26 protein-coding genes, 1 tRNA gene and 2 pseudogenes are annotated in these 25337 nt (G+C 63.6%); 19 read left to right on the forward strand and 10 right to left on the reverse strand.

The annotated features are described in order from the left end of the window. The first annotated feature begins 37 nt into the window (after window positions 1–37). The 4 genes from nthA (at window position 38) to FJ960_RS18650 (ending at window position 2916) form a co-directional block, all read left to right on the forward strand. A complete protein-coding gene (gene nthA, locus FJ960_RS18635) occupies window positions 38–643 on the forward strand; it encodes a nitrile hydratase subunit alpha (RefSeq protein WP_140715933.1) in 606 nt (201 codons plus the stop codon). After that, window positions 640–1299: a nitrile hydratase subunit beta gene (gene nthB, locus FJ960_RS18640; RefSeq protein WP_140715936.1), complete on the forward strand. Its 660-nt coding sequence runs from the start codon at window positions 640–642 to the stop codon at window positions 1297–1299. Before nthA ends, nthB begins: the two co-directional genes overlap by 4 nt. Further along, window positions 1286–1651: a nitrile hydratase accessory protein gene (locus tag FJ960_RS18645; RefSeq protein WP_181166581.1), complete on the forward strand. Its 366-nt coding sequence runs from the start codon at window positions 1286–1288 to the stop codon at window positions 1649–1651. Before nthB ends, FJ960_RS18645 begins: the two co-directional genes overlap by 14 nt. 137 nt (window positions 1652–1788) lie before the next feature. After that, on the forward strand, window positions 1789–2916 hold the full coding sequence (locus FJ960_RS18650; protein ID WP_027146532.1) for an ATP-dependent RecD-like DNA helicase: 1128 nt from the start codon (window positions 1789–1791) through the stop codon (window positions 2914–2916). A gap of 30 nt (window positions 2917–2946) precedes the next feature. Here the strand turns inward: FJ960_RS18650 and FJ960_RS18655 are convergent, their stop codons facing one another. Then, entirely contained in the window at window positions 2947–3375 is a 429-nt protein-coding gene (locus tag FJ960_RS18655) for an STAS/SEC14 domain-containing protein (RefSeq protein WP_140715939.1), read from the reverse strand. Window positions 3376–3535: 160 nt separating this feature from the next. On the opposite strand from FJ960_RS18655, the gene FJ960_RS18660 reads away from it, so the two are divergent. The 4 genes and pseudogenes from FJ960_RS18660 to FJ960_RS18675 all read left to right on the forward strand — a co-directional run bounded on the left by FJ960_RS18660 (window position 3536) and on the right by FJ960_RS18675 (window position 9477). Further along, window positions 3536–4276, forward strand: coding sequence for a pyridoxine 5'-phosphate synthase (locus FJ960_RS18660; protein ID WP_140715942.1), 741 nt, complete (start codon window positions 3536–3538; stop codon window positions 4274–4276). A gap of 96 nt (window positions 4277–4372) precedes the next feature. Then, entirely contained in the window at window positions 4373–6286 is a 1914-nt protein-coding gene (locus FJ960_RS18665) for a potassium transporter Kup (protein ID WP_140715944.1), read from the forward strand. 194 nt (window positions 6287–6480) lie between these two features. Further along, window positions 6481–8400: a potassium transporter Kup gene (locus FJ960_RS18670; protein ID WP_140715947.1), complete on the forward strand. Its 1920-nt coding sequence runs from the start codon at window positions 6481–6483 to the stop codon at window positions 8398–8400. A gap of 37 nt (window positions 8401–8437) precedes the next feature. Continuing rightward, window positions 8438–9477, forward strand: a pseudogene (locus FJ960_RS18675) (aldehyde reductase). A gap of 34 nt (window positions 9478–9511) precedes the next feature. Here FJ960_RS18675 and FJ960_RS18680 read toward each other — a convergent pair. Then, on the reverse strand, window positions 9512–10402 hold the full coding sequence (locus tag FJ960_RS18680) for an SDR family oxidoreductase (protein WP_140715949.1): 891 nt from the start codon (window positions 10400–10402) through the stop codon (window positions 9512–9514). 135 nt (window positions 10403–10537) lie between these two features. On the opposite strand from FJ960_RS18680, the gene FJ960_RS18685 reads away from it, so the two are divergent. Further along, window positions 10538–10948 (forward strand): helix-turn-helix domain-containing protein, encoded by a 411-nt coding sequence (locus tag FJ960_RS18685; RefSeq protein WP_140715952.1) that lies wholly within the window; start codon window positions 10538–10540, stop codon window positions 10946–10948. A gap of 54 nt (window positions 10949–11002) precedes the next feature. Further along, window positions 11003–12268 (forward strand): NAD(P)/FAD-dependent oxidoreductase, encoded by a 1266-nt coding sequence (locus FJ960_RS18690; protein ID WP_140715955.1) that lies wholly within the window; start codon window positions 11003–11005, stop codon window positions 12266–12268. Here the strand turns inward: FJ960_RS18690 and FJ960_RS18695 are convergent. Next, on the reverse strand, window positions 12216–12953 hold the full coding sequence (locus FJ960_RS18695; protein ID WP_140715957.1) for a glutathione S-transferase family protein: 738 nt from the start codon (window positions 12951–12953) through the stop codon (window positions 12216–12218). The genes FJ960_RS18690 and FJ960_RS18695 overlap by 53 nt on opposite strands. Window positions 12954–13053: 100 nt before the next feature. On the opposite strand from FJ960_RS18695, the gene FJ960_RS18700 reads away from it, so the two are divergent. Continuing rightward, a complete protein-coding gene (locus tag FJ960_RS18700) occupies window positions 13054–13512 on the forward strand; it encodes a MarR family winged helix-turn-helix transcriptional regulator (protein ID WP_140715959.1) in 459 nt (152 codons plus the stop codon). Between the two features lie 29 nt (window positions 13513–13541). Here FJ960_RS18700 and FJ960_RS18705 read toward each other — a convergent pair whose 3' ends face one another. After that, the gene (locus FJ960_RS18705; protein WP_181174271.1) at window positions 13542–13973 is read right to left on the reverse strand and encodes a DUF1772 domain-containing protein; all 432 of its coding nucleotides are present in this window, start codon (window positions 13971–13973) and stop codon (window positions 13542–13544) included. A 155-nt stretch (window positions 13974–14128) separates the two neighbouring features. On the opposite strand from FJ960_RS18705, the gene FJ960_RS18710 reads away from it, so the two are divergent. Both FJ960_RS18710 and ilvC read left to right on the forward strand, forming a co-directional pair. Continuing rightward, window positions 14129–14782, forward strand: a complete 654-nt coding sequence (locus FJ960_RS18710; RefSeq protein WP_140715963.1) for a TetR/AcrR family transcriptional regulator — start codon at window positions 14129–14131, stop codon at window positions 14780–14782. 24 nt (window positions 14783–14806) lie between these two features. Next, the gene (ilvC, locus tag FJ960_RS18715) at window positions 14807–15826 is read left to right on the forward strand and encodes a ketol-acid reductoisomerase (RefSeq protein ID WP_013531065.1); all 1020 of its coding nucleotides are present in this window, start codon (window positions 14807–14809) and stop codon (window positions 15824–15826) included. Between the two features lie 102 nt (window positions 15827–15928). On the opposite strand, the gene FJ960_RS18720 is transcribed toward ilvC, so the two are convergent. Then, entirely contained in the window at window positions 15929–16534 is a 606-nt protein-coding gene (locus FJ960_RS18720; RefSeq protein WP_140715965.1) for a BA14K family protein, read from the reverse strand. A gap of 189 nt (window positions 16535–16723) precedes the next feature. Here FJ960_RS18720 and FJ960_RS18725 point away from each other — a divergent pair, with 189 nt between their 5' ends. From FJ960_RS18725 to FJ960_RS18740, 4 genes and pseudogenes are all read left to right on the forward strand, one after another. Further along, entirely contained in the window at window positions 16724–17836 is a 1113-nt protein-coding gene (locus FJ960_RS18725; protein ID WP_140715967.1) for an endonuclease/exonuclease/phosphatase family protein, read from the forward strand. A gap of 50 nt (window positions 17837–17886) precedes the next feature. Beyond that, window positions 17887–18603 (forward strand): hypothetical protein, encoded by a 717-nt coding sequence (locus tag FJ960_RS18730; RefSeq protein ID WP_140715969.1) that lies wholly within the window; start codon window positions 17887–17889, stop codon window positions 18601–18603. 55 nt (window positions 18604–18658) lie between these two features. Then, entirely contained in the window at window positions 18659–18904 is a 246-nt protein-coding gene (locus FJ960_RS18735) for a plasmid stabilization protein (RefSeq protein WP_140502775.1), read from the forward strand. Further along, window positions 18901–19104 (forward strand): annotated as a pseudogene (locus FJ960_RS18740) (PIN domain-containing protein); the annotation flags it as partial. The gene FJ960_RS18735 and the pseudogene FJ960_RS18740, both read left to right, overlap by 4 nt. A 44-nt stretch (window positions 19105–19148) precedes the next feature. Here FJ960_RS18740 and FJ960_RS18745 read toward each other — a convergent pair. Genes FJ960_RS18745 through FJ960_RS18755 form a run of 3 tightly spaced genes read right to left on the reverse strand, consistent with a single transcriptional unit; the run spans window position 19149 to window position 22367 of the window. Then, a complete protein-coding gene (locus FJ960_RS18745) occupies window positions 19149–20366 on the reverse strand; it encodes an ABC transporter permease (RefSeq protein ID WP_140502533.1) in 1218 nt (405 codons plus the stop codon). Between the two features lie 2 nt (window positions 20367–20368). Next, on the reverse strand, window positions 20369–21076 hold the full coding sequence (locus tag FJ960_RS18750; protein WP_140715971.1) for an ABC transporter ATP-binding protein: 708 nt from the start codon (window positions 21074–21076) through the stop codon (window positions 20369–20371). A 4-nt stretch (window positions 21077–21080) separates the two neighbouring features. Further along, complete coding sequence (locus FJ960_RS18755) at window positions 21081–22367, reverse strand: efflux RND transporter periplasmic adaptor subunit (protein ID WP_140715973.1); 1287 nt, start codon at window positions 22365–22367, stop codon at window positions 21081–21083. 101 nt (window positions 22368–22468) lie between these two features. On the opposite strand from FJ960_RS18755, the gene FJ960_RS18760 reads away from it, so the two are divergent. Together FJ960_RS18760 and FJ960_RS18765 are read left to right on the forward strand one after the other, a co-directional pair. Continuing rightward, complete coding sequence (locus tag FJ960_RS18760; RefSeq protein WP_140715975.1) at window positions 22469–23377, forward strand: PhzF family phenazine biosynthesis protein; 909 nt, start codon at window positions 22469–22471, stop codon at window positions 23375–23377. A gap of 128 nt (window positions 23378–23505) precedes the next feature. After that, a tRNA-Lys gene (locus FJ960_RS18765) sits at window positions 23506–23581 on the forward strand. A 110-nt stretch (window positions 23582–23691) separates the two neighbouring features. On the opposite strand, the gene FJ960_RS18770 is transcribed toward FJ960_RS18765, so the two are convergent. Together FJ960_RS18770 and cobT are read right to left on the reverse strand one after the other, a co-directional pair. Next, on the reverse strand, window positions 23692–24003 hold the full coding sequence (locus FJ960_RS18770) for a hypothetical protein (protein WP_140502539.1): 312 nt from the start codon (window positions 24001–24003) through the stop codon (window positions 23692–23694). A 286-nt stretch (window positions 24004–24289) separates the two neighbouring features. Next, window positions 24290–25300, reverse strand: a complete 1011-nt coding sequence (gene cobT, locus FJ960_RS18775; RefSeq protein ID WP_140715977.1) for a nicotinate-nucleotide--dimethylbenzimidazole phosphoribosyltransferase — start codon at window positions 25298–25300, stop codon at window positions 24290–24292. Between the last annotated feature and the right edge of the window lie 37 nt (window positions 25301–25337).

Here is a 25337-nt window from a genome sequence, read left to right on the forward strand (position 1 = left end):
GCTTGCGGCCGGCGGATCGGAACCGTAATTTGCGGCCATGTCCCACGATCATGTCCATGACAACGAACTCGATCCGTTTGCCGCGCGGGTGCGGGCGCTGGAAACCATCCTGACCCGCAAGGGGCTGATCGATCCGGCCGCGATCGACGTCATCGTCGATACCTACGAGACGAAGATCGGCCCGCGCAACGGTGCCAGGGTAGTGGCCAAGGCCTGGAGCGATCCCGCTTTTGCCGAGTGGCTGAAGCGCGACGCGACGCGGGCAATCGAATCGCTGAACTATACCGGCCGGCAAGGCGAGCACATGCAGGCGGTGTTCAACACCGGGGACACCCACAACCTCGTCGTCTGCACGCTGTGTTCCTGTTATCCGTGGTCGGTGCTTGGCTTGCCGCCGGTGTGGTACAAGGCGCCGCCTTATCGGTCGCGCGCGGTGATCGATCCGCGCGGCGTGCTCGAGGAATTCGGGCTGGTGCTGCCGGCCGGGACGAAGATACGCGTCTGGGATTCGACGGCGGAACTGCGCTATCTCGTCGTGCCAATGCGGCCGGAGGGCACCGAAGGCTGGAGCGAGGAGCGGCTGGCGGAACTGGTGAGCCGCGATGCCATGATCGGCACCGCGCTGGCGAGTCAACGGGCATGAACGGGCCGCAAGATCTCGGCGGACAGATGGGATTCGGGCCGGTCGCGCCCGAAAAGGATGAACCCTATTTCCATGCTCCGTGGGAGCGGCGGGCGCTCGGCGTGACGCTCTGCGCCGGCGGCATGGGCGCCTGGAACATCGACGAGAGCCGGCATGCGCGGGAATCGCTGCATCCGGCCGACTATTACAGCTCCAGCTACTATCAGATCTGGATCAAGGCACTGGAGATCCTGCTCAAGCGGCACGGCTTCGTCAGCGAACGCGACCTCGGGGCAGGCGAGGCGATCGATCCGGCGGCGACTCCGAAACGGGTGCTGAAGGCGGAAAACGTTCCGGCTGTGCTGGCCAAGGGCGGTCCGTGTGACCGGCCGGTCGAGACAGCGCCGCGCTTCAAGGCTGGTGATTCGGTGCGGACCAAAAACTTCAATCCGACCGGCCATACCAGGCTGCCGCGCTATGCGCGCGACAAGAACGGGACGATCGGGGCCGTGCGAGACGGCTTCGTCTTCCCCGACAGCAACGCGCATGGGCAGGGCGAGAATCCGCAATGGGTCTATACCGTGGTTTTCGACGGCACGGAAATCTGGGGCGAGGGCGCCGACCCGACACTGACCGTCTCGATCGACGCCTGGGCGAGCTATCTTGAACCGGCGTGAAGTGAAGGGGCCTGCCGCCGGTTTGCCCGCCGGGCTCGACGCACCGGTTTTCGCCGCGCCATGGCAGGCCGAAGCCTTCGCCATGACGGTGGCCCTGCACGACAAGGGCCTGTTTTCGTGGAGCGAGTGGGCGGATGCCCTGTCCGCCGAGGTGAAGAAGCCAGATGCCGCGGCGGACGGCCATGATTACTACGAGCATTGGCTGGCGGCGCTTGAAACCCTGCTTGCTTCCAAGGGGCTGGCCGCCAAGCCTGACGTCGATGCGATGGCGCGGGCCTGGGAGCGTGCCGCGCACGCCACGCCGCATGGCAAGCCGATCCTGCTGGACAACGACCCGCGCGCTGCCAACTGAATGCAGGCTGTTTCGTTCCCTTTACGTTCTTGATTGCGGCTGATAGCCTGGAACCACGGGGGGAGTTCGCCGCCCGCTATGTCGATGCTGGTGGCGGCTATCTTGTGTTTGCCTCGCGAATCCGGTCACACGATTAGATGGAATTTTCACCCCAACAGGATGAGGCGCTGCAAGCGGTCGCCCGCTGGCTGAAGACCGGCAAGCCGCAGCTGTTCCGGCTGTTCGGCTATGCCGGCACCGGTAAGACGACGCTGGCGCGCTATTTCGCCGAACATGTTGACGGCCAGGTGCAGTTCGCCGCCTTCACCGGCAAAGCGGCGCAAGTGCTGCGCTCCAAGGGCGCGGTCAACGCCCGCACCATCCATTCGCTGATCTATAGGCCCAAGGGCGAGGAATCGGTGGCCGACGAGGTGACCGGCAAGACGTCGATGTCGCCGACCTTTTCGCTCAACCGGCAGAGCCCGATCTCGCGCGCGAAACTGGTCGTCATCGACGAATGCTCGATGGTCGACGAACAACTCGGCCGTGACCTGATGAGTTTCGGCACGCCGATCCTGGTGCTGGGCGATCCCGGCCAGTTGCCGCCGATCTCGGGCGGCGGCTTCTTCACCGATCACGAGCCCGACTTTCTGCTGACCGAGATCCACCGGCAGGCGCGCGACAATCCGATCCTGCGGCTGGCGCTCGATGTGCGCGAGGGCCGCGAATTCATGCGCGGCGACTATGGCAGCGCGCAGGTGATCGGCAAGGAAGACGTCAACCAGGAACTGGTGCTGAGGGCTGATCAGGTGCTGGTCGGCACCAACCGGACGCGGCGGCGCTATAACCAGCGCCTGCGCGAGTTGAAGGGCTTCAATGCGGATTACCCACAAGCGGGCGACAAGCTGGTGTGCCTGCGCAACGACCCAGCCAAAGGCCTGCTCAACGGCTCGCTGTGGAAGGTTATGACCTCGTCGCGCGAGACGGTGAAGCCCGGCATCAACCTTCTGGTGTCGCCCGAGGAGGACGATCCGGATCGTGGCGTCGCCAAGATCAAGCTGCTCAAGGCGGCGTTCGAAGATCCGGACGCCGAAATCCCCTGGCAGCAGAAGAAGCGCTTCGATGATTTCGACTATGGCTATGCGCTGACCGTGCACAAGGCGCAGGGTTCGCAGTGGAACGAGATCGTGCTGTTCGACGAAAGCTGGGCCTTCAAGGAAACGCGCCAGCGTTGGCTTTATACAGCCATCACCCGGGCCGCTGAACGACTGACGATCGTCAGATAGAAGGGGTCGGCGGGTAGGTGGAAAACCGTTTCATCCTCTTTCTGGAGCGGCCGTGGCCTCCTGGCCCGTCGGTCGCGCCCCGAGCCATTCCCAGGCAGCAGCTTCGTCCTCGATCTGGAAATGCCTGAATTCGACGGGCGACGAAGCGGGCAAGGCGCGCCGTGCGTTCGGCGTCCAGTCAGGGGCGCCGATCGCCGCGCAACGGCCAATATGTTCCAATGCGTGGACGGCACCCTTCTTGATGGTCTCATCGGAGATGTCCGCCCAGTCGACGCCCTCGTGATCGACTATGCGCACGGCCACGTCGATTCTCTGATGGAGCAAATAGGCCGCCTCGAGCAGGCCAAACAGGTTCTCGGCATCGGCGGCCGAGACATGGCCAACCACATCGATGGCAAAGAGGTCGTCGCGGCTGGTATCGATGCGGCGGATCGCCGGCACGGATTGGAGGAAATTCAAGGTAGCGCCTCCTTTTCGTGGAGTATGTTGGTCTTCTGGAACACCGGAAAGGCCCTATCTGTTCCCGTTAAAGACGCTATAGATGCGCCGTCTCAAATGCGCCGTGCCGGAACGAATAAGCGTGGCGCGCCTCGATAGCCTGTTTCACGGACGCCAGCCCATGCCCGCCAAGCTTTCCGTCAACCTCAACGCCATCGCCATGCTGCGCAACCGGCGCGACCTGCCATGGCCCAGCGTAATCGGCGTCGGCCGCCTTGCCCTTGCCGCCGGAGCGCATGGGCTGACGGTGCATCCGCGCCCCGACGAACGTCACACCCGGCATTCCGACCTGCCCCAGATCAGGGCGCTGATCGACGACGAATTCCCGCAGGCGGAATTCAACATTGAGGGCTACCCAAACGAGGATTTCCTGGCGCTTGTGGAGAAGCACCAGCCTGAGCAGGTGACGCTGGTGCCCGACGATCCGGCACAGGCAACCTCCGACCACGGCTGGAACTTTATCGCCGATGCGGCGTTCCTGGCGCCGATCGTCAAGCGTCTGAAGAAGGGCGGTTTCAGGGTCTCGCTGTTTTCCGATGCCGATCCCGCCGGCATGGCGGCCGCGCGCGACACCGGCGCTGATCGTATCGAACTCTATACCGGTCCTTATGGCAGCTACCATTCCGATTCGGGTAAGGCGGCCAAAGAGTTGGAAAGATTGGGAAAAACCGCTGACGCGGCGTTTGCCGCCGGTCTCCAGGTCAATGCCGGGCACGATCTGACGGTGGCCAATCTGCCCGCGCTGGCAAAGCGCATTCCGGCATTGGCCGAAGTGTCGATCGGACATGGGTTGACAGCCGACGCGTTGGAGTATGGCATGGCCGGCACAGTGGGCCGGTTCCTCAGGGCTTGCGGCTGGTAGGGGGTAATGCTTCGTATTGGTATGGCAGCCATCGCGTGCATTTGATATCGTGTCGCAGCATGGATAAAGCACCGCGCGCTAGTCGGAGAGTGGTCGATGGCCCTTGCCAATAGCGGGAGCGAGGCTGAAACCGTCGAGCAATCGAGCCATGCCGCGGTCGAGCAGCACAGCACCAAGGTTCTGATGCTGGGCGCGCTCGGTGTCGTCTATGGCGACATAGGCACGAGTCCCATCTACGCCTTCCGAGAGGCGCTTCACGCTTCGCCCGGCATCGCAACGCGCGTTCACGTGCTTGGCGTGCTGTCGCTGATCGTCTGGGCGCTGACGATCATCGTGACCATCAAATACGTCGCCTTCGTGCTTCGTGCCGACAACAAGGGCGAAGGCGGCACGCTGTCGCTGATGTCGTTGGCACGCAGCGCCTATCCCAAAGGCGCCCGGCTGATCCTTGTGATCGGCCTTTGCGGCGCGGCGCTGTTTTTCGGCGATTCGATCATAACGCCGGCCATCTCGGTGCTGTCGGCGGTCGAAGGCCTTACCGTGGTGACCCCAACGCTGGGCGCCTATGTCGTGCCGATCACGCTGGTCATCCTTGCCATCCTGTTCTCCGTGCAACGCTTCGGCACGGGAAAGGTGGCGGCGGTGTTCGGGCCGGTGACAGCGCTGTGGTTCCTGGCCATCGGCGTTGCCGGCCTCTATCATTTGAAGGATGATCCATCGGTCCTGCTGGCCATCAATCCCTATTACGCGGTCGCTTATCTGGCCAGCACACCGACCGCCGCCTTTGTCACCGTCGGCGCCGTGTTCCTGGCGGTAACCGGGGCTGAGGCGCTTTATGTCGATCTCGGCCATTTCGGACGCAAGCCGATCGTGCTGGCATGGTTTTCCGTGGTTTTCCCCTGCCTGCTGCTCAACTATTTCGGGCAGGGCTCCTTTGTGCTCGCCCATGGCGGGAAACCGACCAATCCGTTCTTCGAGATGTTGCCTGACTGGGCACTGATGCCGATGGTGGGACTTGCAACGGCCGCGACGGTCATTGCCAGCCAAGCGGTCATTTCAGGGGCTTTTTCGCTGACCCGCCAGGCGGTGCAGCTCAATCTTCTGCCGCGCATCGAGGTGCAGCATACGTCGGAAATGCAGTCCGGGCAGATCTACATGCCGCGTGTCAACCTGCTCATCGCGATGGGGGTGATGCTGCTGGTCGTCGGTTTCGGCAGTTCGAGTTCGCTGGCGTCCGCCTATGGCATCTCGGTGACCGGCGAAATGCTGATGACGACGATCCTGCTGTTCGTGGTGATGCGCAAGATGTGGAAATGGAAGCTGGCGCTGGCCCTGGCGCTGACCCTGCTGTTCGGCGTCATCGACAGCGGCTTCTTCCTGGCCAATGTCGTGAAGATCGTGGAAGGCGGCTGGGTCTCGATCACCGTTGCCTGCCTGATGGGGCTGATCATGTGGACGTGGATACGCGGCACCCGCTATCTCTTCGACAAGACCCGCCGCAACGAAATCCCGCTCGATTTCCTGGCCGGCAATCTGTTGAAGAAGAAGCCGCAGCTGGTGTCGGGCACCGCGGTGTTCCTGACCAGCGATCCGCTCAGCGCGCCGACCGCGCTGATGCACAGCCTGAAGCACTACAAGGTGCTGCATGAGCAGAACGTCATCCTTTCGGTGGTGACCGCGCCGCAGCCCGTCGTGCCCGACAGCGAACGCGTCAAGATGGAGACGGTCAACGAGTTGTTCATGCGGGTGACGCTGACCTTCGGCTACATGGAACAGCCCAACATCCCGCGCGCGCTGGCGATCTGCCGCAAACAGGGCTGGAAGTTCGACATCATGACGACGTCGTTCTTCCTGTCGCGGCGGTCGCTGAAAGCCTCGCCTAATTCAGGCATGCCGGTATGGCAGGACCGGCTGTTCATCGGCTTGGCGCGCTCGGCGGCCGATGCGACGGAGTATTTCCAGATCCCGACCGGCCGCGTCGTTGAAATCGGCACGCAGGTCGCCATTTGACAGACACGTGCTCGCTGTCCCGCGGGTTTTGCCATGGGTCCGGACATGAGCCCGCGAATGTCGCATTGACCGGCATTCGTTCGAATTCGCCCACAAGAAGCCGCGCGCTGCCACCATGAGTGCCATAACGTTACGGCACTTGATATTGCATTGCAGCAAGCGTAGAGCACCGCGCGTTTATCGGAGTGTCGTACATGGCCCTTGCCAGTGCTGGTAGTGAGGCAGAACCCGTCGACCAATCGAGCCATCCCGAAATCGAACAGCACAGTACCAAGGTGCTGATGCTGGGCGCGCTCGGCGTGGTTTATGGCGATATCGGCACCAGCCCGATCTATGCGTTCCGCGAGGCGCTGGTCGCGTCGTCGGGCGGGCAAGTTGCCGACCGTGGCGACATTCTTGGTGTTCTGTCGCTGATCATCTGGTCGCTGACGATCATCGTCACCATCAAATACATCATGTTCGTGCTGCGCGCCGACAATCGCGGCGAGGGCGGTGTGCTGTCGCTGATGGCGCTGGCCCGCGGCAGTTTTCCGAAGCGCTCGGCGCTGATGCTCGGCATTGGCATCGTCGGCGCCTCGCTGTTTTTCGGCGACGCGGTCATCACGCCGGCGATTTCGGTGCTGTCGGCGGTCGAGGGCATGAATGTCGTCACCCCCACCTTCCAGCCCTATGTCGTGCCGCTGACGCTGGTCATCCTCGCCATGGTATTCGCGGTTCAGCGTTTCGGTACCGGTGGCGTGGGGCTGGTCTTCGGCCCGGTGACCGCGATCTGGTTCCTGGCCATCGGCCTTTCCGGTCTCAAGCACATCATCGCCGATCCGGAAATCCTGTGGGCGATCAGTCCGCACTATATCGTCGCCTTCCTGATCCATTCGCCCGACGTCGCCTTCGTCACCATCGGCGCCATCTTCCTTGCCGTGACCGGCGCGGAAGCGCTCTATGCCGATCTCGGCCATTTCGGCCGCAAGCCGATCGTGCTTGCCTGGCTTTCGATCGTGTTCCCCTGCCTGCTGTTGAATTATGCCGGGCAGGGCGCCTTCGTGCTGGCGAAGAACGGTGTGGTCGGGCACCCGTTCTTCGAGATGAACGAGGGTTGGACGCTGATCCCGATGGTGGTGCTGGCGACGGCGGCTACCGTCATCGCCAGCCAGGCGGTCATTTCAGGGGCTTTTTCGCTGACCCGCCAAGCGGTGCAGCTCAACATGTTGCCGCGGCTGGAAATCCTGCACACATCGGAAAAGCAGTCCGGCCAGATCTACATGCCGCGCGTCAATCTTCTGCTGGCCCTGGTGGTGATGATGCTGGTGGTCGGCTTCGGCGAATCGAGCAAGCTGGCCTCCGCCTACGGCATCTCGGTAACCGGCAACATGCTGGTGACGACGGTGCTGCTCTATGTGATCATGACCCGTATCTGGAAGTGGAAGCTGTCGGTGGCGATCCCGCTCACCGTGCTGTTCGCCTTCATCGATGTCGGCTTCTTCGCCTCCAACATCGTCAAGGTGTTCGAAGGCGGCTGGGCGTCGCTGGTCGTGGCCTTCACCATCGTGCTGGGCATGTGGACTTGGGTGCGCGGCAGCCGCTATCTCTTCAACAAGACGCGCCGCAACGAGATCCCGCTCGATTTCCTTGCAGGCAATCTGCTGAAGAAGAAGCCGCAGCTGGTATCCGGCACCGCGGTGTTCCTGACCAGCGATCCGCTCAGTGCGCCGACCGCCTTGATGCACAGCCTCAAGCACTACAAGGTTCTGCACGAGCAGAACGTTATCCTTTCGGTGGTGACTGCCCCTCAGCCGGTGGTGCCCGACAGCGAGCGCGTCAAGATGGAGACGGTCAACGAGCTGTTCATGCGGGTGACGCTGACTTTCGGCTATATGGAACAGCCCAACATTCCACGCGCACTGGCGATCTGCCGCAAGCAGGGCTGGAAGTTCGACATCATGACGACGTCCTTCTTCCTGTCGCGGCGCTCGCTCAAGGCCTCGCCCAATTCCGGCATGCCGCTATGGCAGGACCGGCTGTTCATCGGCCTGGCGCGCACGGCGGCGGATGCGACGGAGTATTTCCAGATCCCGACCGGCCGTGTGGTAGAAATCGGCACGCAGGTGGCGATCTGACGAGGTCGATCGCCTCGGCCTGAACGGGGAGGCTGAGATGGGCGGCGAATTGGTGCTTGTCACAGGCGGATCGGGTTTCCTCGGTGCACATTGTATTCTTGCCCTGCTGAAGGCGGGCTATCGCGTGCGCACGACGGTGCGCGCCGCCAAGCGCGAAGCCGACGTTATCGCCATGCTCAAGGCCGGCGGCGGCGAGCCGGGCGACAGGCTTTCCTTTGCCATCGCCGACCTCATGAGCGATGCCGGCTGGCCCGACGCTATCGCCGGCTGCGACTATGTCCTGCATGTCGCGTCACCGTTCCCGCCCGGTGTGCCGAAGCATCAGGATGACCTGATCATCCCGGCTCGCGAAGGCGCCTTGCGCGTGCTCAGGGCGGCGCGAGACGCCGGCGTCAAACGCGTCGTGCTGACATCGTCCTTCGCCGCCATCGGCTATGGCAAGATGCCGCCCGGCGGCCGGCCCTTCACCGAGGAGAGCTGGACCGATCCAACGGCCAAGGTCAGCGCCTATGTGAAGTCGAAGACGCTCGCCGAAAGCGCGGCCTGGGATTTCATCGCCGCCGAGGGTGGCAAGCTGGAGTTGGCCGTCGTCAATCCGGTCGGCATTTTCGGACCAGTGCTCGGGTCCGACCATTCGACCTCCACCGAATTTGTTCAGCGCATGCTGAATGGTGCCATACCTGGGTTGCCGCGCCTGTCCTTCGGTGTGGTCGACGCGCGCGACGTGGCGGACCTGCATGTGCGCGCAATGACCAATCCCGCCGCCAGTGGCGAGCGTTTCCTGGCCGTTGCCGGCGATTTCATGACCGTGCGGGAGATCGCCCAGACGGTGAAAACGCGGCTCGGCGCTGCCGCCTCGCGGGTCACGACGCGGGAGCTTCCCGATTGGTTGGTGCGGGTGTGGGGCTGTTCAACGCGGAAGCCGCGCAACTCGTGACGGAACTCGGCAAGGTCAAGAACGCCACCGGCGCCAAGGCGGTGCGCATGCTCGGCTGGGCGCCGCGCTCGCGCGAGGACGCGCTGGCCGCCACCGCGGAAAGCCTGGTGCGGCTCGGGCTGGTCAAAACGCCGAAATAGCGCGGCGGGAGAAAGACTTCCCGCCGCGCTGGTTTCAGCCTGCCAATGCGGACTTGTTGGCCTCGAGGAACTGCTTCAGCGGTACCGACTTCCGGCCGGAAAGCTTTTCGACGGAGTCCGTCACCATCCCAAGGCCGCCAACGCGCGTGGCAGCGTCGAAGGATACGAGAAGCCGGGCGATGGGCTCGGGAAGGCCTGCGCCCTTCATCCCCTCGGTCAAGGCCTCGTCCGAGAGCTGAATGACCTGGATCTGCTTGCCGGTGACTTCGGTGACAAGTGCCGCGACTTCGGCTGACGTATAGGCCCTGGGGCCGGTCAGCGTATACGTCTGGCTTTCGGTGTTGTCCGAAGCCAGCCCCGCGGCTATGGCGGCGGCGAGATCGTCACGCGCGCCATAGGAAATGGCGCCGTCGGCCGCGGACGTATACCATTGGCCCGATGCGAGGATTTGCGGCATCGCCATGAACAGGTTCTCGTCGTACCAGCCATTGCGGAAGATGGTGTAGGGAATGCCGCTGGCCTTGATCGCCTGTTCGGTGTCGTAGTGGTCGGGAGCAAAAAGCACGGCGGAACCCGGCTCGGTGTTGGGCAGCGAGGTGTAGAGCAGGTGGCAGACGCCAGCCTGCCTAGCCGCGGCCACGGCGGCAAGCTGCTGCTCGCGCCGCTTTCCCTGGATCGCCAGCTCGTTGGTCGAAATGATGAGCGCCCGATCGGCGCCCGCGAAGGCTTTGGCAAGCGAGGCCCGATCGTCAAAGTCGGCCTCGCGAACAGTGACGCCGCGCGCCGACAGGTCGGCAAGATTGGCGGGCGTGCGGGTCGTGGCGATGATCCGGGCCGCCGGCACCTCTAATGTGTCCAGCAGATGGTTGATGACGCTGCGGCCGAGTTGGCCGGACGCGCCGGTGACGAGAAGAGTTGCGGTCATGGAGGATCCTGACATTGCGCCGGAAGGGCGGTTCGGGTGGTGGTCTCAAAAAGAGACCAGCACTAAAATAGGAATTGACCCACCGCCGTAAAGAAGGCAGTTTTTGGGGAGGTAGGCACACGCAGGGAACCAGTCATGGACAGCCGGACCGTCAATCTGAAATCCAAACTCGAAGTCTACAAAGCAATGACCGAAGGCGGAAACATTGCCGATTGCCCGGTCCGTGACGTCATTCAGGGGCTCAATGGTAAATGGAACTCGCTGTTGACGGCGGCCCTGGCAGAGCAGCCCTATCGCTTCGGCGAGCTGCGGCGGCTGGTTCCCGACATTTCGCAGCGCATGCTGACCCAGACGCTCTATGATCTGCAGCGCGACGGCTATGTGCGTCGCGAGGTGTTTCCGACCAAGCCGCCCAGTGTCGAATACAGCCTGACCGACCTTGGGCGCTCGATGTTCGACGCTTTGCAGCATTTGTTGAATTGGGCTGAAAACAACCACGACGCGGTGCGCGACGCGCGCACTTCCTTTGATTCGACACAGGCTTGACCCAGCCGGTTAGCATTCGGTATCGCGACTTGATTTCATCCGGCGGCTGAAGGATTGTCCCGGCCAGTGCGGCTTGGGGGCAACGGCATTTCCTACGATATCGCAATTGCAGGCGCCGGTCCGGCTGGGCTGGCCGCGGCGCTCTATTTCAAGCGCGCCGGCCACCGCGTCACCATCTTCGAGCGCTTTGAGGAACCGAAGCCGGTAGGCTCCGGGTTGATCCTGCAGCCGACCGGATTGACGGTGCTTGCCGATCTCGGCCTGCTCGACGACATCATGGCACTGGGCAGCAGGATCGACCGGCTGCATGGCGCCGATGCCTCGACCGGCCGCACCGTGCTCGACGTCCGCTACGACGCCCAGCACGGCGGTCGCTTCGGCCTGGCGGTGCACCGGGCGGCTCTGTTGGGCGTGCTGTTTCGCGCTGCCCGGCGTGAGACCATCGCCATCGAAACCGGCGTCGAAATCGAGACTTTGGACACCGGCGACCGGGCGACGCTGGTCCGTGGCAATGGACGAAGGGCGGGGCCGTTCGATCTTGTCGTCGACGCCAGCGGTTCGCGTTCGAAACTGCGGCAGTGCGCCGGCAATGCCGGGGCGCCACGACCACTCACCTATGGCGCATTCTGGGCATCGCTCGGCTGGCGCGGCGAGGGCTTTGACGAGCACGCGCTTCTGCAGCGCTACGACAAGGCCAGCGTGATGATCGGCGTGCTGCCGATCGGCCGGCCGGAACCCGATGCCGAAAGGATGGCGGCCTTCTTCTGGAGCCTGAAACCGGCGGATGCCGATGCCGTGCGCAACCTTGGCATCGATGCCTGGAAGGAGCGGGTGGTGCGGCTGTGGCCGCAAGCCGAGGCGTTCACCAGCCAGATCGGCAGTTTCGACCAGCTCTCGCTGGCCCGCTATGGCCATCACACGATGAAGTCTCCGGTTGGCCGGCGGTTGGCCGTGGTCGGCGACGCCGCGCATTCGACCAGTCCGCAGCTTGGCCAGGGCGCCAACATGGCGCTGCTCGACGCCGCGGCGCTCAGCCATGCGCTGGCGCGAACGGGCAGCGTCGAGGCTGCTCTCGAAGGCTATGCGAAAGCGCGGCGCTGGCATGTGCGGGCCTTCCAGGCGCTGTCGCTGGCATTCACGCCCTTCTACCAGTCGGACTCCGTGGCGCTGCCTTTCATCCGCGACAGGCTGGTGGCGACGATTGCCAAGATTCCGCCGGCGCCGCGGTTCCTGGCCTCGATGGTGGCCGGCACGGTGATCGATCCGTTCAGGCGAGCTGGGCTTGCCGAAGCGCGCTGGCCGGATCGCGTTGCCGAATGAGGCTCGATAGAAAAGACCCCTTCGCCCACAGGAAAGCATGCAGGCGCTGCGGATAGTCCGGCGCCACGGCTTGCCCGATCGACCGGCGGTCGCTCAACGCTTTGCGCCAGGCCTGGACAAGCGGCTTGCCGTCCAGGATGCCGAAATCGCCGATCCTGTCGAAAGCGTCGAGATAGCGGAAGACCGGCCCGTAAACGGCATCGACGAGGGAAAAGCGGCTGCCAGCGAACCATGGCCCGCTCCGCAGGGTATCGTTAGCGAGTTCAGCCTCAATGCAGTCAAACATCGCCGACAGCGCGCTAGACTCGGCGAGGAATCCAGCCTCGCTCGGCGCTGAATAGAACCGGCCGATGGCGTTGAGGATGGCTGAGCCATACTCGATCCAGGCACGGTGCCGGGCGCGGGCATAAGGGTCGGCAGGGTGGAGCGGATTGGCCTGCGTTTCCTCGAGGAATTCGAGGATGACCGCGGATTCGAAGATTATCGTCTCGCCGCCATTTTGCCGTACGCGCAGCAGCGGCACCTTGCCGAGCGGCGAGATCGCCTTGAACCAGTCCGGTTTGCCGGCGAGGTCGATGTCGATCCGCTCGAAGGGTACACCTTTCTCGGCCAGCGAGATCGCGGCGCGCTGGACATAGGGGCAGAGCGGATGGCTGACGAGAACGAGGGTGTCGGCGGGTTTCATAGGAATGTGCCTTTCAACATCGATGCAATTGCATTTATGTAGATGCATATGCATTGATCGTCAAGCTTGATGCATCTGCATCTATCGCCTAGGGTGGGCCATGACCGAAAGAGCCAAGCCTTCGCCGGATGCCATCAAGGCCTGGGCCCGCCTGATGCGGGTTTCGCGCCAACTGATGGAACGGGCCGAAGACGCGCTGAAGGAGGGCGGCCTGCCGCCGCTCGCCTGGTACGATGTGCTGCACGAGCTTGCCGAGGTGGGCGAGGGCGGCTTGCGGCCGTTTCAATTGATCGAACGCACCCTGTTCGCGCAGTACAACATCTCGCGTCTACTGGCCCGGCTCGAGGCCGACGGGCTGGTCGAGAAACTGCCGGTGGCCGATGACGGCCGTGGGCAAACCATTCGCATCACGGCCAGGGGACGTGAGACGCGCCGCCGCATGTGGGCGGTTTACGGACGTTCGATCGCCGAACTGGTGGGTGCCAAGCTCTCGCCGGATGAGTTGAGCACGGTCTCGGCACTGCTCGGCCGGCTGCGCCATCCGCCTGCCGCGGACTGATTCCGCAGGGACGAGCCCGGCCTGGCGGGTCAAGGCAGATGGCTGCCCCAGAGAAAAGACAGCGTCGCCAGCACACCGAGCGCCGCGCGAACTAGGTGCAGATTGCCCCATCTGACGATCAGCGCCCTGGCCAGCGGATTGGCCGCTTGCGGGTCCATTGCCTCCAGCACTCGATTGGTCGGCATCATCACAACAAGGGTCCACGGCCAGGGCAGGATGATCGTCACCGCGCCGCTGAGAAAGGCAAGCCCGCCGGTCTGCCACCAGGCGACAAGGCCGAGAACGCAGGCGACGATGGCGATCGATGCCTGCATGGCCGCACCGCGTTTGTAGGAAGGCTGCCATTCCTGGAGCAGGGACCTGTCATCCAGCCGCAACCGTGCCGGCTGCTCGGCCACGCTGACATAGATCGCCGCACCGGTGAACACGGCGGCTATGGCCAAGGCCAGCAGACCGGCCAACATGTTTCCTCCCCTTAGGATAACGGCAGCGAAGCCGTCCGAAGAGAAATAGGGCTTGCAAGGTTCGGTGCAATAGGCCATAGAGGAGGAAGCGAACCGTAACGTACGGTACGGTTGCCGAAAATGACTGGCTTGGCCGTCCGCGAGGGAAGAGCGTGTTGCACATCGTGCCCGACATCGACAATAGCGAGACGCTGACGGAGCGGCAGCAGGCCGTCCTGGATGCGGCACTGCGGCTGCTGGTCGAAGACGGCGACAACCTGACCATGACCGCCGTGGCCCGCCGCGCGAGCTGTTCCAAGGAAACGCTCTACAAATGGTTCGGCGACCGCGACGGGCTGCTGACGGCGACCGTGCAGTGGCAGGCGTCGAAGGTGCGGGTGGCGCAGGTTGACGGGAAGGGGCTCGACCTTGCCTCGCTGACGGCGAGCCTCGAGCGCTTTGCCAGCGACTGGCTCATGGTCATTTCGAGCGATACCTCGATCGCGCTCAATAGGGTGGCGGTTGGTCATGCGGGGTCGGGTAAGGACAACCTCGGCGCCGTCGTGCTGGAGAATGGGCGCTTTGCACTGGCCAAGCGGCTGAAGCCGGTGCTGGAAGCCGGCCGGCAGGCGGGGCTCCTTGAATTTGCGGATGCCGAGACGGCCTTCCGGACCTTTTTCGGGCTGGTTGGCCGGGATGTGCAGATCCGTCTGCTGCTCGGTGACCGGCTGGAATTGACTGAGGCGGCGATCGGCGGCGATGCCATCCGCGCGACGCAACAGTTTCTCGCTCTTTTCGGAGCAAAAACCGGGCCTCAAGGCCTTTGATCTTCAAAACGGGAAGGAAGTAAAATGCGTGTCTATTACGATCGTGATGCCGATCTCAACCTGATCAAGGGCAAGAAGGTCGCCATCATCGGCTATGGCAGCCAGGGCAGGGCGCATGCGCTCAACCTCAAGGATTCCGGCGCCAAGGAGATCGCCATCGGCCTCAAGGCCGGCTCGGCGACCGCCAAGAAGGTCGAGGCCGACGGGCTCAAGGTGATGAGCGTCGCCGATGCCGCCAAATGGGCCGACCTGATGATGATGGCGACCCCCGACGAATTGCAGGCCGACATCTACAAGAACGAGATCGCGCCGAACATCCGCGACGGCGCCGCGATCGCCTTCGCGCACGGCCTCAACGTGCATTTCGGCCTCATCGAGCCGAAGTCGACCGTCGACGTCGTCATGATCGCGCCAAAGGGCCCGGGCCACACTGTGCGCGGCGAATACCAGAAGGGCGGCGGCGTGCCGTGCCTGGTCGCCGTCAACCAGGACGCCTCGGGCAACGCGCTCGACCTCGCTCTCTCCTATGCCTGTGGCGTCGGCGGCGGCCGTTCGGGCATCATCGAGACCAATTTCCGCGAGGAATGCGAGACCGACCTGTTCGGCGAGCAGGTCGTGCTGTGCGGCGGCCTGGTCGAACTGATCCGCGCCGGCTTCGAGACGCTGGTGGAAGCCGGTTACGCGCCGGAAATGGCCTATTTCGAGTGTCTGCACGAGGTCAAGCTGATCGTCGACCTGATCTATGAAGGCGGCATCGCCAACATGAACTACTCGATCTCGAACACCGCCGAGTGGGGCGAATATGTCTCGGGCCCGCGCATCATCACCGCCGAGACCAAAGCCGAAATGAAGCGCGTGCTGAAGGACATCCAGACGGGAAAGTTCACCTCGGAGTGGATGCAGGAATACCGCGCCGGCATGTCGCGCTTCAAGGGGATCCGCCGCAACAATGACAGCCATCAGATCGAGGAAGTCGGCGCCAAGCTGCGCGCGATGATGCCGTGGATTTCCAAGAACAAGCTGGTCGACAAGGCCAAGAACTGAGCGAAATCGACAGGCTCGAAGCCCTCTAACTTCGAACGGTCAAAACCAAAAACGGCGCCAGGTGGCGCCGTTTTCATTTTCTCCACATCAGCCGCAGCCAGCTCAGCTATAGGGCGACCAGCACTGCTGGCGCGGGCCGTTATAGGGCTGGAACGTGTTGTCGTAGGCGCGATATGAACGGTAGCGGTTGTAGCACCACCGGACATGGGCGCTCGAAAGCCGGCCGGCGCGGTAGTAGCGGCGCGGCGCCGGCGTATAGTAATCGTAGTTGTTATAGTTGTTGTACATGCTGCCAAGGCCGAGCCCCAGACCAAGACCGAGGATTGCGGCGGCGCCATCATCGTAGTAGCCGCCGTGATAATAGCGGCGGCCATGGCGCCAGCGCCAGTCATCGCCGCGACTCCAGTTACCGCCACCATTCCAGTGGCGGCCGCTCCAGTTGCCTCCGCCATTCCAGTGGCGGCCGCTCCAGTTGCCGCCACCATTCCAGTGGCCGCCGTTCCAGTTCCGGCGCCATCTCCAATCGCCGCCATTGTTGTTGCCGCCGGCCCAGTCTTCGCGGACCGGGGTGACCGTTGGCGCGGTGCTGGCCGGGATCGATAGATCGGGCTGCAGGATCGGACCGGCGGCGGATGGCGCCGTGATACCGGAGACAATACCGAGCGCAATCAGCCCGGATTTGACAGTGGAAGAAAAGAGCGAATTCATTGCACTCTCCAAGAGATACAGGCCCCACGCCTACCCTGGGAATGAGCCTACTGTGGGCCTTTGCGTCTGAACGGCGGATGAACGGAAAGGTTCCGTCAACCATAGGGCGAAGGCCACCAGGACCAAAGCATCCCTGCTTGTGGTCCCGCGATCTTGTTTTCCGCCGCTCTTGCAGGCAAAGGTCAGGGCATGTCGCTGCGCCTTGCCACCTTCAATGTCGAGAACCTGATGAACAGGTTCGATTTTTCCGGCTATCGCAACCAGCTCAACGAGGATCGCACGCTGGCGATGTTCGATATCCAGAGCGAGGCCGAATACAAGATACTGGAGCAGGCGCGCGCCATCGCGCAATCCGACGACACGCGCCAGCTGACGGCACTGGCCATCGCCGCCACCCGCGCCGACATCATCTGCATGCAGGAGGTCGACAACATCGAAGCGCTGAAGGCGTTCGAGTACGGCTATCTGTTCAAGATGGTGGGGCAGGGTTACCGCCAGAAATACACCACGTCGGGCAATGATTCGCGCGGCATCGATGTCGCCGTGATGATGCGCAACGAAACCGCGCAGGGACAGCCGATCGAATTCGTTCGCATGACCAGCCACGCTTATGTCACCTACGAGCAGTTCGGGTTGCATACGCCGGAGCTGGCGGCCCTCGGCAACCAGTCCAATGAACGCATCTTCCGGCGCGACTGCCTGGAGGTCGACATCAAGGTGGGCGGCGCACCGATGACGCTTTATCTCGTGCACTTCAAGTCGATGGGCTCGCCCCGCAACGGGCTCGACGGACGCGAAGCGACAATGCCGGTGCGCGTCGCGGAAGCGCAGGCCGTGCGGCGCATCATCGAGGAGCGTTTCGGTGTGGATCATGCCGCCGACAAGCGCTGGGCGATCTGCGGCGACATGAACGATTACCGCCAGCGGGTGAAGATCGCCGGCGATGAGGTGGACGGCTACCGTTTCGAGGTGGTTGACGAGAACCTGTCCTGCATCAACGTGCTGACAGCGGGCGGCTTCTGCGAAAACGTGGTGGAGCGCCGGCCGGAAATGAACCGCTGGACCTTCTATCACACACGCGGACCCGAAGAGCGGCATCTGTGCCAGCTCGACTATATCCTGCTTTCCAGGGGACTGGCGGCGAAGAACGCCACCGCGGTTCCCGACATCATCCGCAACGGTCAGCCCTGGCGCACGATCTTTCCCGCGGGCCAGGAAGTCGAGCGCTTCCCGCGCGCCGGCTGGGATCGGCCCAAGGCTTCGGACCACTGCCCGGTGGCGATCAAGCTGGACATGGCATGATGGGGAGTATGGGCCCGGGGCCTGATGGGCAGGATGGGGCCTGAGCCGACATGAGCTTTGATCTTCCACGCAATGTCATCCTGCCGGTCGACGCCATCGATGTGCGCCTCGATGCCGGCCCGCATCCCTTCGCGGTGGATAATGCCGGGGCGATCGCCGAGAACTGGCAGAGCGAGATCGAGACCAATCCGGCGCTCTTCGACGGCACCGTGGTTCTGCTTTCGGAACTTGCCTATCGCGACCGCAGTCTCATTGGCCTCTGCCATGCGGTCAACTACTCGACCTTCATGCTGTGGCGGAAGCGGCGCAAGAATTCCGGCGCCGAACACGCCTATGCCCATGCCGTGCTGGTGGCCGGCGACAATGCGCTGGTGGCGATTCGCATGGGGCCGCGAACCGTCAATGCCGGCCGGGTCTATTTCGCCGCCGGTTCGTTCGAGCCGACCGATTTCCGCGATGGGCTGGTCGATGTCGATTTCAACATGATCCGCGAGGTGCGCGAGGAGACCGGCCTCGACCTGTCGGATGCCAGGCGCGGGGTGCGCTGGCACGCGCTGTCGACGGCAAGCGGCACCGTCATCTTCCGCCGCTATCACGTCGACGAGCCTGCCGATGAGATAGCGCGCCGAATCTTGGCCTTCGTCGCCACCGAAGCCGATCCGGAGATCGAGGGGCCGGTGATCATCCGCCATGCCGACGACCTGCCGGACGGTCTGTCGCCGCACATGGAGCCCCTGATCGAGTGGCATTTCGCGAACGGAAATTAAAATTTCGTGCCGATGTCATGATCGCAGACGCGATGGTCCGAGTGGCTTCTTGCAGATGATAAAACCGTACACGGGCTGTTGCGCGCTCCGCGCCTTGAAGGTGCGGGCAGCGCACCACGGCCGCAGCACCGAAGCCGAAATGCGTGAAATCCTGGAAACGGCTGTGCGGCCGACCAATCGAGTCAAACTCGGCTCCCTGCTCGCCGCCATCGGCCGCGAGGCCGGATTGTCTCAAGAGGATGTCGATACCTTGCAACAGCTTCGCGACAAAACACCGGGCGAGCCGGTGCGGTTCGAATGATCCTCATCGACACCAATGTAATTTCTGAGCCGTGGAAACCTGCACCCGATCCCCGTGTCACAGCATGGATCGACGCGCAGGCCGTCGAAACCCTGCATCTATCGGCCGTCACCGTGGCTGAGCTACGTTTCGGTATCGCGGCGATGCCTGCCGGCAAGCGCCGCACGATCCTGCATGATCGTCTCGAGCAGAAGGTTGTGTAACACCGGCCCGGAGTGCCGGGCTGCCTTCGCAGCTTGCTCCTTTACTCGTGACGCAACGCGTCGATCGGGTCGAGCCTGGCGCCGCGCAGGGCCGGGAAGAAGCCGAACACCATGCCGATCAGCGCCGAGAAGCCGACGGCGAGCAGGATGACCGCCGGGCTCGGCGCGAAGGGTATGGTCAAGGTCATCGAGGCGAGGCCGGCCAGCGCCAGGCCAATCAGGATGCCGATGATGCCGCCGAGCAGCGACAGCACCGTCGCCTCGACCAGGAACTGGATGAGGATGTGCTTTTCATGCGCGCCGATGGCGAGCCTGATGCCGATCTCGCGGGTTCGCTCGGTGACCGACACCAGCATGATGTTCATGATGCCGATGCCGCCGACCAGCAGGCTGACGCCGGCGACCGCGCCCAGCATGCCGGTCATCGTCGTGGTTGCGCTGGCCATGGCGTCGGCGATCTGGGTCATGTCGCGGATGGCGAAATCGCTTTCGCGGTCCGGGGTTATACGGCGTGCATCGCGCAAAATATCCTCGACGCGCGGCTGCAATTCGGTGGTCGGCGTGCGGTCGTCGGCGGCGATGTAGATGTTGTCGATATCGCGGTTGCCGGCGATGCGGCGCTGATAGGCGGCGAGCGGCATCAGCACGACATTGTCCTGGTCCTGGCCGAAGCCGGTATAGCCCTTCGGCTCGAGAAGGCCGACGATCTTGCAGGAGGTGCGGTTGACGCGGATGATCTCACCCTCGGGATCGCCGGTGCCGAAGAATTGCTGGCGCACCGTCTCGCCGATCAGGCACACGCCGGTGCCCGAACGGGTTTCGGAATCGCTGAACGGGCGGCCGGACACCAGTTTCCAGTCGCGCGCGTCGAGATAGGCGCTGTCGGTGCCGGTGACGCCTGAGGTCAGACTTTCAGTGCCGAAGATGACGCGGACCTGCTTCTGCGATGCCGGCGAGATGGCGCGCGCGCCGGAGAGATGCGCAACCAGCGCCGCCAGGTCCTTTTCCGCCAGCGGCCGCACCGCTTGATCGAGCCCGCCCGGACCTCCGGGACCGGCCGGGCGCCCGGCCCGGACGACCAGCAGATTGCTGCCGAGTTTGGAGATGTCGGCCTTGACCTTTTGCGTGGTGCCGGAGCCGATGGTCAGCATGGCAATGACGGCGGCGACCCCGATGACGATGCCCAGCAAGGTCAGGAACGAACGCAGCACGTTGCGGCGGATCGAGCGCAGCGAGAGGCGGATGGTTTCCCAGATCATGGTTATGCCGTCTCCATGTTCCTTGTGTCGGAGGCGACATGGCCGTCGAGGAAGCGGATGGTGCGCTCGGCATATTCGGCGACATCGGCCTCGTGCGTGACCATGGCGACGGTCAGGCCAAGCTCCTTGTTCAGCCGCGTCAGCAGTTCCATGATTTCGTGGGTGCGAGCCGTGTCGAGATTGCCGGTCGGCTCATCGGCGACGAGCAGCGTCGGCCTGGTGACGATGGCGCGTGCGATCGCCACGCGCTGCTGCTGGCCGCCGGAGAGCTCGGCCGGCGTGTGATGTTCGCGGCCGACAAGGCCGACCTCAGCCAGCGCCTGCATGGCAAGGTCGCGGCGCTCGCGGGCGGCGACGCCGCGATAGATCAGCGGCAGTTCGACGTTCTCCGCCGCGGTGGTGCGGGCCAAGAGATTGTAGCCCTGGAAGACGAAGCCGACATAAAGGTTGCGCAACATGGCGCGGCGGTTGCGGTCGAGCCGGCCGGCATCGACGCCCATGAAGGAGTAGGTTCCGGCCGTCGGCGTGTCGAGGCAACCGATGATGTTCATTGCCGTTGACTTGCCGGAGCCCGACGGACCCATGATGGCGACGAATTCGCCGCGCCGAATGGCAAGGTCGACGCCGGCCAGCGCATGCACCTTGGCTTCGCCCTGGCCGTAGCTCTTCCAGACCGTGTCGAAGATAATGAGGGGCGCGCCCGCGGCCATAGCCTCAGCTCCGCGACTGCGAGGCGGTGATGATCTGCGCTCCTTCCTCCAGGCCGGAGGTGATCTCTGTCAGTTCGCCATCGGTGGAGCCGATCTTGACGTTGACCGGATGCGGCCGGCCGTTCTCCAGCACATAGAGCGTGCGAGAACCATCGGTGGGGGCCTTCGCCGCCTGGCGTTGGCGGTCGGGGCGGCCCATGCGGCCGGTGAACAGGTCGCCGAGACTCCAGCCACGCGGGGCCTGCTGCGCCGGTCGGTAGCGGAAGGCGCTGGCCGGCACGGTGAGCACATCCTTGGCCTGCCGGGTAACGACCGAAACGGTGGCGGTCATGCCCGGGCGCAGCAGAAGTTCGCTGTTGTCGACCTCGAGCCGCGCATTGTAGGTGACGACCCCATCCGTCGTGACCGAGGCATAGGAAATGTCGCGGATCTCGGCATCGAACGGCCGGTCGGGGAAGGCGTCGACGGTGAAGCGGGCATGCTGGCCTGATTTGACCGCGCCGATGTCGGCTTCGTCGACCGCCGCCACCAGCTCCATGTTCCTCAAATCCGCGGCGATGATGAACAGCACCGGCGCCTGCAGCGAAGAGGCGACCGTCTGGCCGGGGTCGACCGAACGGGTCAACACGATGCCGTCGATCGGCGCATAGATGGTGCTGTTGGCGAGATCGGTCTGCTGCGATTTCAAGTCTGCATTGGCGATGGCGAGATTGGCCTCGGCGCTGTCGAGTGCAGCCTTGGAGCGATCGCGGGTCGCGGTCGCGGCCTCGAGCGACTGGTCGGTGGCCATGCCGCGCTTGGTCAGGGCCGCCGCGCGGACACGCGCGCTCTCGTTCTCGGTGAGCGTCACCCGGGCGTCCTCGACATTGGCAGCCGCCCCTTTTGCGGACGCTTCGGCCCGTTCGATCTGGACCTGCAGCTTGGCGGTGTCGAGTGCAGCCAGCACGTCGCCCTTCTTCACCTGCTGGTTCTCGTTGACCGTGACCGAGCGTATGATGCCGGAGAGCTGGCTTGATATGTCGACCTGGGTGAGGGGTTGCAGCGTGCCAGTCGCCGAAACCTGGACGGTGAGGTCGGCCTTGGCGGCCGGCACTGTCGTATAGTCGATCTTGGTCGGCGTGCCGGCATACCATTGGTAGCCGGCAAAAGCCGCGACGAGGACGATCAGCGCCAGCAGCGCGTAGAGCCAGCCGCGGCGGCGCGTCCTGCGCCGGCCGATCTGGTCGAGCCCTAGCGCCGTCTCAATGGCGGAATCCGATTCCGCCTTTGGCAGATTGACAATCTGGTCCACGTCGGACCCCTATTATGCGTAATGTCCCTGTCTGTGCACAGATCAGGCTTATCGGTTCAAATATCAAATTAAATTTCGCCCATGTTGGGATTGAGGCAGGAATGCAAACCCGGAATTACTTGCTTTACGATGTGTTTACGACCGAGCGACTGGCCGGCAACCCGCTGGCGGTGGTGTTGGATTGCAAAGGTCTGGACACCGCCGCGATGCAAGCCATCGCGCGCGAGTTCAACCTGTCCGAATCGGTCTTCGTGCTGCCGCCGGACAATCCCAAGCACCGAAACCGCATCCGCATCTTTACCCCCGATTATGAAATGCCGTTCGCCGGCCACCCGACGGTGGGCTCGGCAATCGCGCTGGCGGAACTGGCCGGTGAGGGCGGCGCCGGCATTTTCGTGCTGGAAGAAAACATTGGTCCGGTGCGTTGCGCCGTGAGCAAGCACGATGGCGCCACCTTCGCCGAATTCGACCTCGCCAAGCTGCCGGAGCCGCTGAAGCTCGACGCCGATCCGGAGGCGATCGGCGCGGCACTCGGCCTGACACCGCACGAGATCGGCTTCGAGAATCACCGCGTCGCCTTCTGGTCGGCGGGCGTGCCCTATGTGACCATCCCGGTCGCCAACCTCGAGGCGGCAGGCCGGATCCGGCTGGACAACCAGGCGTGGTCGGAACTAGCGCCGCGCAAGAGCGAATGGGCCTTCGCCAGCCCGTACGTCTATTGCCGTGAAACGGTGAATCACGAAAGCGCGTTCCATGTGCGCATGATCGTGCCCGGCACGCCGTCCTACGAGGACCCGGCGACCGGTTCGGCGGCGGCGGCCTTCGCCGGCGCCATCATGCATTTCGACGGCCCGACGGACGGGGTTTCGCAATTGTGGATCGAGCAGGGACTGGAGATGGGGCGGCCGTCGCGCATTCGCCTCGAACTGACCGTGCAAGGCGGAAAGCTGCAGTCCGCGCGCATTGGCGGCAACGCGATCAAGGTGGCGGAAGGCAAGCTTTTCGTCTGATCGCCTCCGCATTCTTTCCCGGCACGACAAGGCTTGATGCGATTTGTCGGGAAATGATTCCAGCAGGGCTGGACAGGACCGGTGTCGGCGGCTATATGCCCGCCAACGCCGGTTTTTGCCGGCCGAGTGGGTGCGTAGCTCAGTTGGTAGAGCAGCTGACTCTTAATCAGCGGGTCCACAGTTCAATCCTGTGCGCACCCACCAAAATCTAACAAAATCAATTTGTTGGACGAGGTGAGGGACCCCGATGGATGCAGGCGGAGGTCCGTGTCCAAATATTTTGGGCCAGCACCCACACTTTTCCGCATCATGCTCTAGACGCGTGTCATGCCATTCTCCCGGCTGCCAAAATGTCGCGCTGGCGGCGGCCGATCGGTGCTTGGCCCTTGGCCTGATCCACAGCCCACTTCGATGATTCCCACCAGTGCGCGAACAAATTCAACCATGTCGTTTGCCGTGATGGCTGCCTTGTCGGGGTTTTGCCCGATGTGCTCGGCGGCTTCGCAACATGAGCGGCGGATGAGATCGTAATGTATATCCCTTTCATCCTCCGGCAACGCCGCCAACTTCATGGCTCGGCTATGAATCAACCGCAGCAATAGTTCGAGAGCTGCTCCGACACTCATGCGTTTGCTCCGCATTGGTCGAGCGTCCCGGCGCTTGAGGGCGCGCGTTTGGAACGTCCGATGAGGAGGCGTTTCCCGTCCCCGCATGGAAGGCTGCATCACAGTCGTTAATATATTCTTTCCTGCTAATATTCCTCCTTCGTTGAGCCTGCGGAAAGGCCGAGCGGCGCCCGGGGCCGCTTTTTGCGGTCGAAATTTCACTCACTCCGAGCAAGGACATCGCGAACCCGCTGTTTTTGGGCCTCTGAAAATTTATGAGGGTTTGTACATCAAGGCGATCCGCGCATTACTTCTCCGACACGCCAGCCTCGGCAAAACTCGCCATTCTCGCATGGCACTCCAGCGCCGAGCGCACGATGTTGACGGCGAGGCACGCGCCAGAGCCTTCGCCGAGCCGCATGCCGAGATCGAGTAGCGGCGGCAGGGCGAGCGCTTCGAGCAGGCCGCGATGGCCCGATTCGGCGGAGACATGTGCGGCGGTCGTATGAGCAAGGCCGGTTGGGTGCAGCTTTGCCAGCGGCGCGGCGGCGGCGGTGCAGACGAAGCCGTCTAGCAGCACGGGTATGCCCAGATGCCGGGCGGCGAGCGTGGCGCCGAAGATGGCGGCGAGTTCGCGCCCGCCGAGGCTGGCTGCGACCCCCAGCGGATCGGCAAGGGCGGCGGCGTGGCGCTTCAGGCCGGCTTCGATGGCGACCACCTTGCGCTTCAGTCCGGCATCGTCGACGCCGGTGCCGCGCCCGGTCCATTTTTCGGCACCCCCGCCGAAAAGCGCCGCCGAAATGGCGGCGGCCGGCGTGGTGTTGCCGATGCCCATTTCGCCAAAACAGACGAGGTCCAGATCTTTCGTCACCGCGTCGTAACCGGCCGAGACCGCGGCGAGGAAGGGTTTCTCATCCATTGCGGGCACTTGGGTGAAATCGCCGGTTGGATGATCGAGGTCGAGCGGGATGACGTCGAGCTCGGCGCCGGCGATGCGGGCGAGCTGGTTGATGGCAGCACCCCCGCCAGCGAAATTCGCCACCATTTGCACGGTGACTTCCGAAGGATAGGCCGACACGCCTTGCGCGGTGACGCCGTGGTTGCCGGCGAAGACGAAGACTTTCACGCGGTCGAGCTTCGGCATGTCACGGCCCTGCCAGCGCGCCAGCCAGGCGGTGATCGTTTCCAGCCGGCCGAGACTGCCTTGCGGTTTGGTCAGCGTGTCCTGGCGGCTGGCAACGGCATTGGCTGCCGCCTCGCTGCCGGCGGGCAGGTCGAGACAGGCGGCGCGCAGTTCATCGAGGGATTTGAAGGGCATGGGGGCAAGGTCTCCGGAAGGGAATCAGGCAAAAGGG

This window comes from Mesorhizobium sp. B2-3-11 (assembly GCF_006442215.1).
Taxonomy (GTDB): domain Bacteria; phylum Pseudomonadota; class Alphaproteobacteria; order Rhizobiales; family Rhizobiaceae; genus Mesorhizobium; species Mesorhizobium salmacidum.

Bases quoted from the DNA above. Each gene is read 5' to 3' on its own strand.
- nthA (WP_140715933.1), top strand. From the start codon at position 38: ATGTCCCACGATCATGTCCATGACAACGAACTCGATCCGTTTGCCGCG.
- nthB (WP_140715936.1), top strand. From the start codon at position 640: ATGAACGGGCCGCAAGATCTCGGCGGACAGATGGGATTCGGGCCGGTC.
- FJ960_RS18650 (WP_027146532.1), top strand. From the start codon at position 1,789: ATGGAATTTTCACCCCAACAGGATGAGGCGCTGCAAGCGGTCGCCCGC.
- FJ960_RS18660 (WP_140715942.1), top strand. From the start codon at position 3,536: ATGCCCGCCAAGCTTTCCGTCAACCTCAACGCCATCGCCATGCTGCGC.
- FJ960_RS18665 (WP_140715944.1), top strand. From the start codon at position 4,373: ATGGCCCTTGCCAATAGCGGGAGCGAGGCTGAAACCGTCGAGCAATCG.
- FJ960_RS18670 (WP_140715947.1), top strand. From the start codon at position 6,481: ATGGCCCTTGCCAGTGCTGGTAGTGAGGCAGAACCCGTCGACCAATCG.
- FJ960_RS18680 (WP_140715949.1), bottom strand. From the start codon at position 10,402: ATGACCGCAACTCTTCTCGTCACCGGCGCGTCCGGCCAACTCGGCCGC.
- FJ960_RS18685 (WP_140715952.1), top strand. From the start codon at position 10,538: ATGGACAGCCGGACCGTCAATCTGAAATCCAAACTCGAAGTCTACAAA.
- FJ960_RS18695 (WP_140715957.1), bottom strand. From the start codon at position 12,953: ATGAAACCCGCCGACACCCTCGTTCTCGTCAGCCATCCGCTCTGCCCC.
- FJ960_RS18700 (WP_140715959.1), top strand. From the start codon at position 13,054: ATGACCGAAAGAGCCAAGCCTTCGCCGGATGCCATCAAGGCCTGGGCC.
- ilvC (WP_013531065.1), top strand. From the start codon at position 14,807: ATGCGTGTCTATTACGATCGTGATGCCGATCTCAACCTGATCAAGGGC.
- FJ960_RS18720 (WP_140715965.1), bottom strand. From the start codon at position 16,534: ATGAATTCGCTCTTTTCTTCCACTGTCAAATCCGGGCTGATTGCGCTC.
- FJ960_RS18725 (WP_140715967.1), top strand. From the start codon at position 16,724: ATGTCGCTGCGCCTTGCCACCTTCAATGTCGAGAACCTGATGAACAGG.
- FJ960_RS18730 (WP_140715969.1), top strand. From the start codon at position 17,887: ATGAGCTTTGATCTTCCACGCAATGTCATCCTGCCGGTCGACGCCATC.
- FJ960_RS18735 (WP_140502775.1), top strand. From the start codon at position 18,659: ATGATAAAACCGTACACGGGCTGTTGCGCGCTCCGCGCCTTGAAGGTG.
- FJ960_RS18745 (WP_140502533.1), bottom strand. From the start codon at position 20,366: ATGATCTGGGAAACCATCCGCCTCTCGCTGCGCTCGATCCGCCGCAAC.
- FJ960_RS18750 (WP_140715971.1), bottom strand. From the start codon at position 21,076: ATGGCCGCGGGCGCGCCCCTCATTATCTTCGACACGGTCTGGAAGAGC.
- FJ960_RS18760 (WP_140715975.1), top strand. From the start codon at position 22,469: ATGCAAACCCGGAATTACTTGCTTTACGATGTGTTTACGACCGAGCGA.
- FJ960_RS18770 (WP_140502539.1), bottom strand. From the start codon at position 24,003: ATGAGTGTCGGAGCAGCTCTCGAACTATTGCTGCGGTTGATTCATAGC.
- cobT (WP_140715977.1), bottom strand. From the start codon at position 25,300: ATGCCCTTCAAATCCCTCGATGAACTGCGCGCCGCCTGTCTCGACCTG.